Raw genomic sequence first — 16,069 nt, 5'->3', positions numbered from 1 at the left:
CTATGGTGCCCAAGCACTGGCGCCGGCAACACAAACCCAAAGAGGCTCGCGATGACCCATCACGCTTATATCTACGACGCCGTGCGCACCCCGCGCAGCAAAGGCAAAAAAGACGGCCGCTTGTACGAGGTCAAGCCCATCGATTTAGGTGCTGGGCTACTAAAAGGCCTGCAAGCGCGGCACGATTTTGATACCGCTTATGTGGATGACGTGGTCATGGGGTGCGTCAGCCCGGTGGGTGAACAGGGTTCCGACGTGGCCAAGATGATGGTGCAAAATGCCGGTTGGGACGAATCCGTAGCGGGCGTGCAATTAGACAGGTTTTGCGCCTCGGGCTTAGAGGCCGTGAATATCGCCGCGCAAAAAATTGCCTCGGGCTGGGAAGATTTGGTGGTTGCCGGCGGCGTGGAAAGTATGTCGCGCGTACCCATGGGCTCCAACGGTGGCGCCATGGCCGGCGATATCGCCTTTCAACTAAAAAGCGGTTTTGTACCTCAGGGGATAGGCGCCGATGTGATCGCCAACCTCGAAGGCTATAGCCGTGAAGACGTAGACGCCTTCGCGCTCGAATCGCAAAAACGCGCCGCCTTCGCCCGCGACAATGGCTACTTCGATAAATCCGTATTGCCAGTACTGGATAAAAACGGCCTCATTATTCTGGCCCAAGACGACTTTATCAAACCCAACACCAGCCTCGAAGGTTTGGCCAAACTCAAAGCCTCTTTTGAAGCCATGGGCGGCCTCGGCTTCGACGATATCATCTTGAAAAAATATAATTCGCTAGAAAAAGTGACCCACGTGCACACGCCCGGAAACTCTTCTGGCATTGTCGACGGCGCCTCCGCCGTTCTTATCGGCAGCGAGAAAGCTGGCAAAGATTTGGGGCTAACGCCGCGCGGTCGCATTGTGTCGACGGCGGTTTTATCCACCTGCCCTATCATCATGCTCACCGGGCCTGCGCCCGCAGCGAAAAAAGCTTTGCAAAAAGCCGGCTTAACTGTGTCCGATATCGATCTCTGGGAAATTAACGAAGCCTTCGCCTCAGTCGCCATGCGCTACATGAAAGAGCTTGGCATCAGTCACGATATCACCAACGTCAACGGCGGTTCCATTGCCATGGGGCACCCACTCGGTGCCACCGGTGCCATGTTAGTGAGCATCATGCTCGACGAATTAGAACGGCGCCAGTTAAAGCGCGGCATGTTGTCGCTCTGTGTCGGTGGCGGCATGGGTATATCCACCATTATCGAACGGGTTTAAGCGCCATCGTCATTTATTACGCCTGATAAACCCCAGCAGGCTGAGCCAGAATTAGGAAAACATCATGAGTGTATTTAACTACCAAAAAGACGCCGATGGCATAGTCACCATCACCATGGACATGACCGGCCCCGTCAATGCCATGAACCAAGAATATCGAGATGCCATGGCCGACGCCGTAGCCAAACTGGAAACAGAAAAGGATTTGACTGGGGTGATTTTCGCCTCGGCTAAAAAAGTGTTTTTTGCCGGAGGTGATCTACACGAATTATTAGCCTTCGAAAAAGGCCAAGAGCCCGCCTTTATGGCCATGCTAGACGCGATCAAATCGGATTTACGCAAACTGGAAAAGCTTCCCGTGCCGGTGGTAGCCGCTATTAATGGCGCCGCCTTAGGGGGCGGCTTTGAAATCTGTTTAGCCTGTAATTATCGCATCGCCTACAACCATCAATCAGTGCAACTTGGCCTGCCCGAAGTGAGCTTAGGCCTGCTACCTGGCGGCGGGGGCATAGTGCGCATGGTTAATTTATTAGGCCTACAAGCGGCACTGCCCTACCTGCTGGAAGGCAAAAAAGTCACACCGCAAGATGCCTTAGCAGCCGGCATGATTCACGAAACGGTGGAATCTCTCGACGATTTATTGGTCCGCGCTAAAGCCTATATCCTCGCCAACAAAGGCAACGCCGAGGCCGCTCAACAAGCCTGGGATAAAGCCGATTTTCGTATTCCAGGTGGCGCTGCCGGCTCGCCAAAAATGGCGCAGCTCCTAACGATTGCACCCGCCATGCTGGCGCAAAAAAACTCGCGGCCTGCTGCCCGCGCCGGAACAAATCCTAGATTGCGCGGTAGAGGCGGCAAGGCTCGATTTCGATACCGCGCTAAAAATTGAAAGCCGGGCCTTTGCGTTTTTGGTTGGCACTCCCGAAGCCAAAAACATGATTACCAGCTTCTTCTTTCAACTTAATAAAATCAACAGCGGCGCCTCCCGCCCCAGTCATATCGAGCCACAAATCACGAAAAAACTCGGTGTATTGGGTGCTGGTATGATGGGCCAAGGCATTGCCTATGTGTCCGCACTGGCCGGTATCGAGGTGATATTAAAAGACACGAGCCTCGAAGCGGCAGAGAAAGGTAAAGCCTACTCCAGTGCCTTGCTCGACAAAGGCATAGCCCGTGGGCGCGTCACCGAAGAGAAGAAAGCACAGGTTCTCGCTTTAATAAAACCTACTGCCGATGATCAAGACCTTCAAGGTTGCGACCTGATCATCGAAGCCGTATTTGAAAACATGGCATTAAAAAATAAAATCACCAGCGCCACCGAAAGCTACCTATGCGATGGCGGTATCTGGGGCTCCAATACCTCCACCCTGCCTATTACCCAACTGGCGCAGGCCTCTCGCAATCCGGAAAATTTTATCGGCGTACACTTCTTTTCGCCGGTGGACAAAATGCCGCTAGTGGAAATTATTTGCGGAGAGAAAACCAGTGACCTCGCGCTAGCCAAGGCCTTTGATTATGCCCGCCAAATCAAGAAAACACCGATCGTAGTAAACGACTCCCTCGGCTTCTTCACCTCGCGCACCTTCGGTACTTATTTCGATGAAGGCGCGCGCCTCGTCGTAGAGGGTGCGCACCCAATAAAGATAGACAACTTAGGTAAAGCCATCGGCATGCCGGTAGGCCCACTCACGGTGCACGATGAGGTCAGCCAAGAACTCAGTCGCAAAGCCATGGAAACCTGGCGCGATATGGGCGTGGCCGATACATGGGGCGAACAAAACGCACTGCGGGAAATAATCGACTTCCTCACGGTACAAAATGGCCGCGGTGGCCGCCACCACAAGGGCGGCTACTTCGACTATAGCGATAGCGGTAAAACGATTTGGCCCGGTCTGCTAGAAAAATACTACAACAGCGATGTGGCGATATCCGATCAAGATATCAAAGACCGATTGCTCTTCCGGCAGGTGATCGAAACCCTTAAATGTCTAGAGACCGGCGTACTGCGCAGCGTCGCGGACGGCAACATTGGTTCTATTATGGGGATTGGCGCACCGGTTTGGACCGGTGGTTTCCTGCAGTTTATCAACAGCTACGGGCTGGAAAAATTTCAGGCTCGCTGCGCTGAGCTGGCACAACACTTTGGCGAGCGATTTAGCTGCCCAGCAATTGTTGAGACCAAGCTCAAAGCCGGTGAAACTTTTATCTAACTTTAAGCCATCGATTAGGTTGTGCACCCGAGTGTATAACCTATTATGGCAGTGGAGAAAACATGCGACACTTTACCGAAGAACAGCAGATGTTCCGCAGCGCCTATCGCAAGTTTCTGGAAGCTGAAATTGCACCGAACATCGAAAAATGGCGCGAGCAAAACATTGTCGACCGCGAAGCCTTCAAAAAAGCCGGCGACCAAGGCTTCTTAATGATTTGGCCAGACGAGCAGTACGGCGGCACGGGCGACAATGACTTTCGCTTCGAACAAATTATTATCGAAGAAACCGTGCGGCAAGGTTGTGGCGAGTGGTTTAACAGCCTACACAGCCGCTTAGTCGGGCCCTACATCAATAACTTCGGCACCGATGCACAGAAGCAGCGCTTTCTGCCGAGCTGCGTTAGCGGGGAAAAGATTCTCGCCATTGCCATGACCGAACCGGATGCTGGCAGCGACCTCGCCGGCATGCGCACAACACTAATCGAACAGGGCGACCATTTTGTTCTAAATGGCTCGAAAACCTATATATCCAACGGTATTAACGCCGACTATATCGTTGTGGCGGGGAAATCAGATGCCGCCAACAACCCGCACGCCATGACCCTATGTATTGTCGAGCGCGGCATGGAAGGCTTCGAGCGCGGGCGCAAGCTCAACAAAATGGGTTTAAAGGCCCAGGATACAGCCGAGTTATTCTTCTCGCAGGTAAAAATTCCAAAACAAAATATTCTCGGCGAACCCGGCCAAGGTTTTTTCTATCTTATGCACGGTTTGGCAGAAGAGCGCTTACTTGCAGCGGTTGGCTCAATAGCCAACGCCCGCCGCGCCTTCGACCTCACCCGCGACTTCGCTATGACGCGCAAGGTATTTGGTAAACCCCTCGCCGAAAAACAAAACACCCGGTTTAAACTCGCCGAAATGGATACCGAGATCAGTATCTTGGAGATGTTTGTCGATCAATTGGTACTGCGGCACAATGCCGGTGACCTGTCTATTAACTTGGCAGCAAAAGCGAAATTGCAGAGCACTGAGGTTGAATGGCGGATGTTGGATTTAGGCGTGCAGCTACACGGTGGCGCTGGCTATATGCAAGACTACCCCATTTGCAATATGTTCACCGATGCCCGCGCAAACCGCATTTTTGCCGGTAGCTCAGAGATTATGAAACTAATCATCGGCCGGGATATTTTTTCCGATCAATACCGCAGCAATTTAAATTAATATAACCATCGAATGACATTTAACCACCTAATAAATTTAACGACCTAAAAACTAAGAACACCTAAAACTAAGAAAACCTAAAAAAGAGACAACCCATGGGCCCGCTTACCGGTATAAAAATTATTGAGATGAAAGGTATTGGCCCAGGCCCCTACGCTGGCCAAGTGTTGGCCGACCTAGGCGCGGAAGTGGTTGTGGTGGAACGGGTATCGAAACCCAACTCCATCGCGCCGCCTTCGGCGCAGGACGTCAATTCACGAGGCAAAAAAAGTATCGCCTTAAACCTAAGAACCACCGAGGGCTTGAATACCCTGTTGACCTTGGTGGAGAAAGCCGATGTTATTTTCGAAGGCAATCGACCCGGCGTCGCAGAGCGCTTAGGTTTTGGGCCAGATGAATGTTTGGCCCGCAATCCAAAAATTATCTATGGTCGCATGACCGGATGGGGCCAAACTGGCCCCTTAGCACAATCGGCCGGCCACGATTACAACTATATTTCACTCACCGGCGTAGCCGCCGCCATCGGCAGCCAAGCGCAACCCACCGTACCGCTGAATGTCATTGGCGATTACGCCGGCGGCAGTTTATTTTTGGTAATTGGTATTCTCTCGGCGCTATTAGAGGTTCAAAAATCAGGTAAAGGTCAAGTGATTGATAGCGCCATCACCGATGGTTCGGCGCATTTAATGAGCATGTTCTACACCCTCAATAAACTCGGCTTCTGGAACCCATCGCGGCAAAGTAATTTACTCGACGGTGGCGTGCCTTACTATGGCGCCTATGAAACCGCCGACGGTAAACACCTTTCCGTAGGGCCCATAGAACCGAAATTCTTTGCCGAGATGATTCGCAGGGCCGATTTACCGGAAGAGTTTATTCAACACCAAAACAATCCAGAAAAGTGGGATGAAATAAAAGCCGCACTTAGCCACACCTTTAAATCAAAAACCCGCGCCCAATGGGTCGATATTTTTGAGGGCAGCGACGCCTGTGTAACCGGCATCTTGGATTATCAAGAAGCCATAGAGCACCCACACAATAAAGCACGCGGCACCTATATTGAGATTAATGGCGTACAGCAACCTGCCCCTGCGCCGAAATTTAGCCGCAGCGAATGCGCTATCCCAGCGGCGCCCTCAGCTGAAGGCGCAGACACCAAAGCCCTACTCGCGGCTTGGGGTTTCGATAGCGTAGCAATTTCGGCGTTAGAAGAAGCTGGCGCTCTTAGTTAAGTCGATTTGCTACAAGCACCAACGTGACGAGCATTTATCCGATGGAGAAAATAACAGCCATGGACAATTTTGAAACCCTCACCTACGGCGTTGAAAACCGCGTTGCAACCATTGCGCTAAATCGCCCAAAAACATTAAACGCCATAAACCAAACCATGCGCCGCGAATTAAACCAGTTAATTGCAGCCATTGAGCAAGATCAAGCAATTCGTATTGTGGTGATTCGCGCCGCCGGGCGCGGCTTTAGCGCCGGCACAGATTTATCTGAAGGCCTAGCGGGCTACAGCACCATCGACGAACAAATTCAGCAAGAGTACAAACCGATACTGATGGCTATTGCGCAGTCATCAAAACTGTATATCGCCGCCATTCAGGGCGCCTGCGTGGGTATTGGCGCAGCCCTTGCAATGAGCTGTGATCTAGCGGTGATGGCCGACGACGCCTATTTATATCTCGCCTTCGCGAGTTTAGGGTTAGTGCCCGATGGCGGCATGAGCCATCACTTAGTCAATGCATTAGGCTACAAAAAAGCCCTGCAATTATTTGCCGAAGCAGCAAAGTTATCAGCAGCAGAGTGCGAAAAATACGGACTCATCAATAAACGTGTGGCTAGCGATGCGCTAGAAAGCCAGACCCAAATATGGGCACAAGCCTTAGCCAAAGGTGCGCCCTTGTCACAACAATTTGGTAAACACATTCTGCGCAATGTGCATACGTCATCGTTTGAACAAACACTGGATTTGGAATCCAAGTTACAAACAACCTGCTCCACCAGCCAAGACAGTCAGAACGCCATCATGGCATTTTTTGACAAAAAGGAAGCCGAGTTTATCGGACGATAGATCACACACCGCCTGCGTGGGCCGCAATCATTCAAAGGTCTGGTGGTCGGCAATAGCGCCTGTGAGGTGAATACGACTTACTCAAGCGATAAAGCCAATGAACAATGGGTATTATATTTGACATTAATAGAAAAATTTTTGGGAATTATAATACCCTAAAAATAGCTACGAAGCCGCGATCTTGGGGCCCCTTGCGCAGCGGTGAGCGGTGTTCCGCATGGACCTCGGTGCCCCTTGAGGGTAAGGCGGGTCGCCGGCGACAACAAAAATTCGCCCGGAGTGACTAATCGTCTGGAGCGATTTGGTCCGCGTCAGCGCCCGAAGGGGCAGTCACATGGATGTGACTGAGACCACAACCCGCAGGGCGTGTAGCCGGGGAGCGTTTCTTTTGGTTCGTTTACTATGACGCAAAATACGCGTGGTCTCCGTTACACTACGGCTCGCGTAAAAAGAAAATGCACAAACCACCAACGCAGTGATATAGATTTACCAAAGTATCGACGATTCAGGCAGTAGATGAGTGATGCAGTGTGAACCCCACATAGATACTGGGTTCCTGTTCTTAAGTAAGTGCCATCCTCCTGTGAGATGTTAATATAGCGCCCTTAGAACGTTAATTTTTAATCTGCCGCCACAGCGATCACCTATGACTGACAACGCCAACCTCTACGCACATTTTCAACAGCACTTTCCCACCGACAAAAGCACCCGGCTGTTGTGTACACCCGAGGGCCGAACCGTCAGCTACGGCGAGGCCGAACAAGCATCAGCGCGCATTGCTAATAGTTTGTTAAAACTCGGCGCCAAGGCGGGCGACAGAGTCACCGTGCAAGTGACGAAATCAGTGGAAAACTTATTTCTTTACTTGGCCTGCTTGCGCGCAGGCTTGGTGTATCACCCGCTCAACACCGCCTACACAACCGCTGAGCTTAGCTACTTTCTAACCAATGCCGAGCCAACACTGATTGTGTGCGATAGCCAAGCCACAGACTTGCTAAGTGCCGTTATGCCGACCGAGTGCGTTAAAGCGCTGCTCACACTCGACGCCGATGGCTCCGGCAGCCTTATGGAAGGCGCAGCCAACGAAAGCAGCAGCGCCGATATTGCCCAGCGCATCGGTACTGACATGGCCGCACTGCTCTATTCATCGGGCACCACCGGTAAACCCAAAGGCATCATGCTAAGCCACGATAACTTGCGTAAAAACGCGCAGACACTGGTACAGGCTTGGGGCTTTAGCGCGGCAGATCATCTGTTACACATGCTACCTATTTATCACGTGCACGGTTTATTCGTTGCACTCAGCTGTGTGTTAATGAGCGGTGCCAGCATGGCCTGGCATAGCGGCTTTCGCGATCAAGCGGCGGTGACGGCGCTACCCGATTGCACTGTAATGATGGGTGTTCCAACCTACTACACGCGTCTGCTTAACAATCCCGCTTTTGGATCGCAAAGCTGTAAAAGCATACGCCTTTTCACCTCTGGCTCGGCACCGCTATTGGCTGAAACCTTTGTCGAATTTCAATCCCGCACCGGTCACGCCATTCTTGAACGCTACGGCATGACAGAAACCGGCATGAACACATCCAACCCATTAAACGGCGAACGCCGCGCCGGCACGGTAGGGCCAGCCCTGCCCGGCGTGACGGTACGCATAGTCGATGACACTGGACAAACACTATCAAACGGCGACATAGGCAATATACAGGTGCAAGGTGCAAACGTTTTTTCTGGCTATTGGCGTATGCCAGAAAAGACCGCCGAAGATTTCACCGCCGACGGATTTTTTAATACCGGCGATAAAGGCGTTATAGACACAGACGGTTATCTATCCATTGTCGGGCGGGCGAAAGATTTAATTATTTGTGGCGGCTTGAATGTTTACCCGAAAGAAATCGAACTGGTGATAGACGACATGCCAGGTGTTCTGGAATCGGCAGTGATTGGGGTGCCCCATGCCGACTTTGGCGAAGCCGTTTTGGCCGTGATTGTAGCCGATGGCCAAGCGCCAAGTGCCGAACATATTATCCAGCATTGCAAAACCCAGCTGGCCAATTTCAAAGTTCCCAAGCGGGTCGAGTTCGTTGCTACTCTGCCGCGCAACGCCATGGGCAAGGTTCAGAAAAACATACTACGCGAGCAATTCGCAACCTAGGTAGCATCCTTCGTCAGGTGTGCCTGCTAAGTTACGCAGCCATCCGGTTACTAGCAGGCTCCACACCGGCACCGTCTTTCGAGCAGTAGCACAAATCTAGTGCAAATAATCCCTCAACTGTAAGTGCATGCTGCTCCTTAGCGCAGGCTTAGTGCTGACTAGTTAGCCAAGCTCTCGCCATTACGGTCAGCGCATTCAATCTACCCGAAATTTTCCATGGCATAGTAATTGCTCTTAGCCAAGGGCGATTGAAAATTTTCTATTTTAAGCATAGCTATCACTTGGAGCTAACTCGATGAAAAAAATTGACCTAGTTGAAGCCATTATATTGGCGAAAAAATCAAAGGGCTTATCTTGGGAGTCCATTGCCGCAGAGCTTGGCGCGTCTACCGTTTGGGTCACATCCGCCTGTTTGGGCATGAATAGCATGAGCAAAGAGCCAGCGCAAAAATTATGCGCGCTATTGAATCTACCCGATGCAGCCATGGCTAGCTTGATGGAATACCCAACCAAAACGTGGGATCAATCCATTCCGCAAGATCCGCTTATTTATCGTTTATATGAAGTGGTGGGTGTTTATGGCGAAACACTCAAAGAAGTTATTCAAGAAAAGTTCGGCGACGGCATTATGAGCGCCATCGACTTCAGCCTAGAGGTAGACAAAGAGGAGAACCCGAAAGGTGATCGGGTGGTGGTTACCATGAACGGAAAATTTCTACCCTACAAGGCCTGGTAATACACATTCAAGTCTTTGAGCGGTGGCGCTTCGCACCTTGCCGCTCAAGCATCACAACGCATGGCTCACCTGCCATAACAATAAACACAACAATAACAAACTCAGCCCCTGCCAAAACAGCACCGGATCTCGCTCTAACAAGGGCGGCTTTGCTCGACGCATAAAGTTGGCATTCGGGTGCTCCAGTTCGTAGACAAACTCCGCAACGTCTTGATAGCGCTTTTGCGGATTAACGTGAACCGCTTTGCTGATGGCATAGTCGAGCCATTCCGGTAGGCTCGCATCCTGTCGATGCATAGGCCTATAGCTAAGTCGGCGCTGCTCGCGCAAACTGCGCGCCTTAGACACACCGATGCCATAGGGCAATTCGCCACACAACATTTGGTAGGTAATGACACCGAGCGAGAAAATATCCGACCGACTGGTACCGGGCAAACCTAAAAAATACTCGGGCGCAGTATATTGCGCAGTACCCACTATACCGTCGTCTACACCGGTAATTTCGGTAATACCTGCAACTTTGGTTGCACCAAAATCAATAATTTTTACAACCCCGACTTCATCGATCATCACGTTATAAGGCCTTAAATCCTGATGCACCATTTCCTGGCGATGAAACGCCTGCAAGCCCTTAGCAATTTGCCGCACTATAGCCCTTACGCTACCGATACTTGGTTTAGGATTATCAATTATCCACTGCGCCAAGGTTTTACCTTCTAGGTACTCAGTCACGGTATAGCGGTAATGTCGCTGTCGCGTCGGTTTAACCGCCTTTAAAACGTGGGCATTATTGAGCCGATTGGCAATCCACTCTTCCATGAAGAAGGCTTCCAAATAGGCCTCATTATTGCGCATTTCGGCCGACGGGATTTTGAGCGCAACCTTTTCTTTAGTGTCTAGGTCTTCGGCGAGATAAACATGACTGCGGCTACTGATATAGATTTCACGCAGTATTTTATAGCCGTCAAATTGCATTCTCGGCTGTAAACTCGGTGCCGGCGCTAGGTGATTGGCGTGTGCATGCAGCTCTTGCAAACTGGGGTCAGGCAATTGTTTAACAAGGATAATTTGTAGTGTCAGGTTATCCAGGCTACCAGCTCGCAGGGCTTGTTCAACTAACGCCTTTGCCACGCTATCGAGATCATCCTGCTGCGCCGTTAACGCTTCGGATATACCTCTTGCAATGGCATCATTTGTTAGCCACTCGTAAACGCCGTCGGTGGCGAGGAGAAACATATCGCCCTGATTGAGCGGCTGGCATTGGTAGCTAAAATCTAGGCGCTTATCGATCCCCAAACCATGGGTCAAGTAACTTACCTCGGACGACACTATGCGGCGATGATCCGTGCTTAATTGCTCTAGCTGCTTACCCGCTAGGCGGTAGATACGCGAATCACCGGCATGGAAAATATGCACCTGATGCGACTTGAACACCATGCCACTAAACGTGCAAATATAGCCCTTATCTCTATTGAATCGAAATTCGCACTGCTGCGTTTGGGCATAAAGCCAAGAGTTAACCGCCTCTAACACACGTTGACCCGATTTTCTCACAGACCAAGCGTCAGGCGTACTGTAATAATCTTGCAAAAACATTTTCACCGCCGTCTCACTGGCGATTTGGCTAACGTTACTGCTACTAATGCCATCGGCAAGGGCGACGGCAATACCTTTAGCGGTGAGTTGGGGTTGATTAGGCGTCAATGCACCATAAAAATCTTGATTAACGGACTTTTTACCCGCACAGGAGTACTGGCCAATAGTTACCCGCAATTGATTTTTCATAAAAAACCCCATCGACTTAGATGGGGCTCCATTGTCTGAATAGGAAATCGATTACGCTAAACCAATATCGGTTGGCGATTTTGCCAATTTGCGCTCTGGGTTGGTTTTTACATGGGTCCAGTAAAGCGGTAAGCCCACCAATAAAAACCCGCCCACGAGATTGCCAAGCGCTGTGGGAATTTCGTTCCAAACCAAATAGTCCATAACGGTAAATTCGCCGCCCATAATCATAGAGAATGGAAATAGGAACATATTGACGATGGAGTGTTCAAAACCCATAAAGAAGAACAGCATAACCGGCATCCACATTGCAATGATCTTGCTCGTTGCAGAGGTTGAAATCATAGCACCCACAACTCCCATGGAAACCATCCAGTTACACAACATACCGCGAATAAAGATGGTGAACCAACCATCAATACCGTGGGCTTGATAACCCAAGGTACGCGACTCGCCAATACTACTCACCTTTGCCGCCAACTCACCGCCATCGGTATTGTAGCCATAGGTTAAAATGAAGGACGCAAAAAAGGCAACGGTGAGAGCACCGGCAAAATTTCCGACAAAAACCAAACCCCAATTGCGAAGCATTTGGCTCATGTTACAGCCTGGTCTTTTATCGAGTAAGGCCAATGGCACTAAGGTAAACACGCCGGTCAATAAGTCGAATTTCATCAAATACAACATGATAAAACCTACCGGGAATAACATCGCCCCCACCAATGGCGAACCGGTTTTAACGATAACCGTTATCGCAAAAAATGCCGCTAGGCCAAGAATCGCGCCGGCCATAAATGCACGCACGAGCGTATCTTTGGTCGACATAAATATTTTTTGTTCGCCAGAATCAACCATCTTGGTTGCAAACTCGCTAGGTTCTATATAAGCCATATGTTTCTCCACCCCAGGATTATGAAAGTCACAGAAGTGATTGCAGGTTTCGTGCCTAAACCAAGAAGCCTAGCGAAAACCGGGCCTTTGGCTTTTTCAGACCCTAATAAGGCTTCAAAAAAGTACACATTGCGCCCTGCTTGCCTCCTTTCTAGGCCGGCGCGCACCATTTATGCGCGAAGACTTGGCTATCTTGCAGAAATATAGGCTCAGCTAAAAACCTTAATCGCCCCAGCGCAAACTAACGCAAACAAAACCCAGCATATTCATAGCGCCACCAAGGCGAAACGGTCCCTAATTCAGCGCATAGGACTTGGCGGCACCAAAAAATACGGCGCATTACAACTAAAATACATATCCAGCCATCTCTTTTAGTGCATTTATTAATTTAAATCAGACCGGCTTCTCAGAAAAAATACATATTAAGTATTAGTGCGTTTTTTAACCAATAGGTCTAGTATATTGTCCTCTGATTTTTCTAAACAAACGCCTTGTTCAGTTGAATAAGTGTTTCAACTAAAAAATGTTCGGACAATTGTATTATCTCACCGCAATTGAAGGGTTTGGCTAGGACAGCCATACAATGAGTCGGGGAATGCCAGCCCAGCCAGGGCGAAACTTCCTCAATAACGCTGCACGGAGCGCAAGTCTATTGGCTCCACGCACTCCACTGGTCAATGGATGGACAGTGAAATGGAAAATATCGTCACGCTTAACTTAGCGGCCTCCAGTACACACCAACTCTGTATTGGCGCATCGGCCTTACCCAATCTGCCTACGGCTCGAAGCTTTTTACTGCTGCTGTACTTCACCCAGCACAAGGGTCAAGCCCTGGGTCGAGACGTTGCGGCCGAAGCACTCTGGCCAGACGTTAAAATTGATACCGCAAGAACACGGCTTCGCTCAGAACTTTGGCGGTTAAAGCAGTGGTTCGATTTGCATTGTTTTAACCTATCGCCTTTTTTAGCCTGCGATCGAAAACATTTAATTGTGGCAGCTAATTTTCCAGTCCAATCCGACACCGAAGCGCTGCATCATATTGCCGACACGCTTTATCGCAATGCCCTTGAGGTCAACCTAAAGGATATCCGACAAGACATTTACAGGTTGCTAGACCGCTTTGAACACGGGGTGTTATCCAGTTACTTTAATGAGTGGGCGGAGACGGAAAAATTTCATGTGCAAAATTCACTGAGGCAGTGCCGTGAATTTCTATTTCATCAATTGTGTCAAAAAGGGGAATGGCGCGAAGCCATTATTCACGGCCAGGCGCTGATTGAAAAAGAGCCCCTCGATGAATATTTGCACGCCGAGCTGATGCGCTGCTATATCGCGTTAGAGTGCAGAGGCCTGGCGGTGCGCCAATACTCCGAGTGCCAAAAGGTCTTGCGCGAAGAGCTCGGTATTACACCCTCCACATCTATTGAACGCCTGTATCGGTCGCTCTTAAGCCATAAACATTTACCCGGCTTTATAGCCAGCCAAAGTACCGCCGGCTTCAGTAAACCAACGCTTTCCGCTTAAATACGGTAAAACAATAACAACAGGAAAAACTGCCCATTAAGTGCTTACGTTTACTTAATGGGCAGTTCGTTATATCCCAGGGTGACGGCTTAGCACAGAGGTAAACCAAGGGTTAGCTCTGAGTGTGGCGGCACTCGCATGCTGTTGCGCGCGGTGCGCCACGCCGCGGTTAACGCTGTAGCCCGTGGGCACATGGCGAACCAAGGTGGCGCCAATGCTCGCCACATAGTTTTCCACTAATTTTGTCCAGGTTTCTAGGATTTTGGCGCGCATGCCGATAGGACCTTCAAGGGCTTGATAGGCCGGGTGCGAGTAGCGTTCAAAGGCTGCAGTTTCAACAAAATGTAAACCATTGGGCAAGCGCCCTACTGTCCAGGAGCGATAGCCTGCCAGGAAGTGTCGACGATTTATATCGGCCGATATATTGGCAAATAGTGATCCGACCGAAGGAATAGCACCTAAGCCCATATCGATCATTTGGTCGCCGCGCGTCCAAAACTGTCGCTCGAGGGTGGTGGCGACGAAATTGTTAGTTTTCTTATCGACGCTCACCCATTCATCGTGCACCAAACCCGCCAACTCATTCAGTACAAACTGTATGGTGATATCGCCAGCCACGCGGCAAGACGGCGCCGTTGCCGTGGCAATATTGCCCGGTGAAAAAATACGCGGAAAATTTCGGTAAAAGCTATCAACAGCCGTAGCGAGATTAAAACTGGCTGGCGCATTAAAAAAGCCAATATGGTTATTCACATGGTAGGGCCCCACGCCATCGCTGACCGGCGTCAGTTTATTGAAACGACAGCGGCCAAAACCAGCGCGCGGAAACAATATTTCGCCGTACTCATCAGCGCCATCAACAGCCGTGGCTTGATCATCATTCATATCTTCAGACGCCATTAAATCAGCTGTACTATAAGCCTCAAATGGTTGCGCATCAGATAGCTTTTCAACATTTTGTGTGTGCATGATTGTTCTCCCGTTAATGTTTACAAACTTAAGCTAGTCGACGGCCGCTTTGGCATTCGGCGGTAATATGGCGCGCGATATGACGGATAGCGACCGGATCATTGGCTAGCCCGCCATGGCTTATGGTGCGAAGGTCTTCCCGTAAAACACCGCCCGTGCGATTAGCCGCACCACTGCCCGAAAAGGTAGGCACAGTGCCATCGCCTCGGTTAGCCGCTGCGCTACCGGCGCGCTCGAGCACACCGCGACGATTAATGCGAAAATTCACTTCGGTATCCACATGGCTTGAATACAGCAACACAGATTGGCGTGGTAAGTAGGTACTTAAACGCGTATCCAACGTATCCCTAGCGCGTAAAAAACTGGCATTGCCGTTAATCCCGGTGAAGCGGTTGGTATAAAGCCGGTTCGCATTCGAGGCATCGGGAATACCCGCGCGCGCAGTATCAAAACTAACCCACGCCGGATTAGCACTGCAGAAAGCCTGAGTAGGTAACATTTCGTACATGGAAGGTAAACGACGCACTAAACTCGCGAGCGCTCTACCGGCAATGCCGCTAAAAAATTCGGCGTGCCCCGATTCATCAACTTGGGGTAGATCGATATCGCTAAATATCGACTCGGCATTGGTAAATTCATCGATGTCATCGGCGCTATCAAAGGATTGGCGCAACGCGCGGTAGGCTTTCGACGCACCGTGAATGGGGCTACCTAACAAAATTAATTTTTTGACGCGGTTAATGACCGGCGCACCAGCCAAACTGGCGAAGCGACAGGCAATGCGCGACACCATGCCACCCATGCTGTGCGCTACCAAAATAACTTGCTGCGCCCGAGTTTCCTGCAGCGCTCGCTCAATCACGCGCACCACACGACGCGCAGAAATCACGTTGGATTGGCGCCAGTCATAACCAGCGCAATAAATTTTTATCGGCTCGCCGCAATCTTCCGCCAGCGCGCTGCCGGCCAAGCGGGTGACTAAATTACTGTAACCCATCCCCCAAACAAGGTTGCCACCGTTAACCACCCCTCGAGCACGCAACAGCGGTTCCACTGCCGGCGCCGCGCGCGGGTTGGGCTCTGCACTGTTGGATAAATCAATCAGTTCGCGCAGGCCGCGCGCATTACCCCAACTCACGCCTTCGTCTGGGTCCCAGATTGAACGGCCCGAGCTATTAACTAAACGCGTGCCCATAATGCCTGGCACAATAATGATTGGCATCACCATGACCTATCCCTCCT

The 16,069-nt window shown here is 50.6% G+C and carries 13 protein-coding genes; 9 read left to right on the top strand and 4 right to left on the bottom strand.

Annotated elements, in window-relative coordinates:
* Positions 1–51 precede the first annotated feature (51 nt).
* The 8 genes from QWY82_RS08390 (at position 52) to cynS (ending at position 9,658) form a co-directional block, all read left to right on the top strand.
* Positions 52–1,260 carry an acetyl-CoA C-acetyltransferase gene (locus QWY82_RS08390; protein ID WP_290261301.1) on the top strand — a complete coding sequence of 403 codons (1,209 nt, stop codon included), beginning with the start codon at positions 52–54 and terminating at the stop codon, positions 1,258–1,260.
* 64 nt (positions 1,261–1,324) lie between these two features.
* Positions 1,325–2,149: an enoyl-CoA hydratase/isomerase family protein gene (locus QWY82_RS19925; RefSeq protein ID WP_353958683.1), complete on the top strand. Its 825-nt coding sequence runs from the start codon at positions 1,325–1,327 to the stop codon at positions 2,147–2,149.
* Between the two features lie 46 nt (positions 2,150–2,195).
* A complete protein-coding gene (locus tag QWY82_RS19920) occupies positions 2,196–3,470 on the top strand; it encodes a 3-hydroxyacyl-CoA dehydrogenase family protein (protein WP_353958682.1) in 1,275 nt (424 codons plus the stop codon).
* A 62-nt stretch (positions 3,471–3,532) separates the two neighbouring features.
* Complete coding sequence (locus QWY82_RS08380) at positions 3,533–4,693, top strand: acyl-CoA dehydrogenase family protein (protein ID WP_290261299.1); 1,161 nt, start codon at positions 3,533–3,535, stop codon at positions 4,691–4,693.
* Positions 4,694–4,788: 95 nt separating this feature from the next.
* A complete protein-coding gene (locus QWY82_RS08375; RefSeq protein ID WP_290261297.1) occupies positions 4,789–5,925 on the top strand; it encodes a CaiB/BaiF CoA transferase family protein in 1,137 nt (378 codons plus the stop codon).
* 59 nt (positions 5,926–5,984) lie between these two features.
* Positions 5,985–6,767: an enoyl-CoA hydratase/isomerase family protein gene (locus tag QWY82_RS08370; RefSeq protein WP_290261296.1), complete on the top strand. Its 783-nt coding sequence runs from the start codon at positions 5,985–5,987 to the stop codon at positions 6,765–6,767.
* A 646-nt stretch (positions 6,768–7,413) separates the two neighbouring features.
* Positions 7,414–8,922 (top strand): malonate--CoA ligase, encoded by a 1,509-nt coding sequence (locus QWY82_RS08365; RefSeq protein WP_290261294.1) that lies wholly within the window; start codon positions 7,414–7,416, stop codon positions 8,920–8,922.
* Between the two features lie 295 nt (positions 8,923–9,217).
* On the top strand, positions 9,218–9,658 hold the full coding sequence (gene cynS / locus QWY82_RS08360) for a cyanase (protein ID WP_290261292.1): 441 nt from the start codon (positions 9,218–9,220) through the stop codon (positions 9,656–9,658).
* A gap of 51 nt (positions 9,659–9,709) precedes the next feature.
* On the opposite strand, the gene QWY82_RS08355 is transcribed toward cynS, so the two are convergent.
* Positions 9,710–11,443, bottom strand: a complete 1,734-nt coding sequence (locus QWY82_RS08355; RefSeq protein WP_290261290.1) for a bifunctional protein-serine/threonine kinase/phosphatase — start codon at positions 11,441–11,443, stop codon at positions 9,710–9,712.
* 51 nt (positions 11,444–11,494) lie between these two features.
* Positions 11,495–12,334: a formate/nitrite transporter family protein gene (locus tag QWY82_RS08350; RefSeq protein WP_290261288.1), complete on the bottom strand. Its 840-nt coding sequence runs from the start codon at positions 12,332–12,334 to the stop codon at positions 11,495–11,497.
* A 693-nt stretch (positions 12,335–13,027) separates the two neighbouring features.
* On the opposite strand from QWY82_RS08350, the gene QWY82_RS08345 reads away from it, so the two are divergent.
* Positions 13,028–13,858, top strand: coding sequence for an AfsR/SARP family transcriptional regulator (locus QWY82_RS08345; RefSeq protein WP_290261286.1), 831 nt, complete (start codon positions 13,028–13,030; stop codon positions 13,856–13,858).
* Positions 13,859–13,927: 69 nt separating this feature from the next.
* Here QWY82_RS08345 and QWY82_RS08340 read toward each other — a convergent pair whose 3' ends face one another.
* Both QWY82_RS08340 and QWY82_RS08335 read right to left on the bottom strand, forming a co-directional pair.
* Complete coding sequence (locus QWY82_RS08340; protein ID WP_290261284.1) at positions 13,928–14,827, bottom strand: hypothetical protein; 900 nt, start codon at positions 14,825–14,827, stop codon at positions 13,928–13,930.
* Positions 14,828–14,855: 28 nt separating this feature from the next.
* Complete coding sequence (locus QWY82_RS08335; RefSeq protein ID WP_290261282.1) at positions 14,856–16,055, bottom strand: lipase family alpha/beta hydrolase; 1,200 nt, start codon at positions 16,053–16,055, stop codon at positions 14,856–14,858.
* Positions 16,056–16,069: the final 14 nt, after the last annotated feature.

The organism is Simiduia curdlanivorans (assembly GCF_030409605.1).
Taxonomy (GTDB): Bacteria; Pseudomonadota; Gammaproteobacteria; order Pseudomonadales; family Cellvibrionaceae; genus Simiduia; species Simiduia curdlanivorans.
Note: the sequence above shows the minus strand (reverse complement) of the source record. Positions and strands in the feature narration are given on the sequence as shown.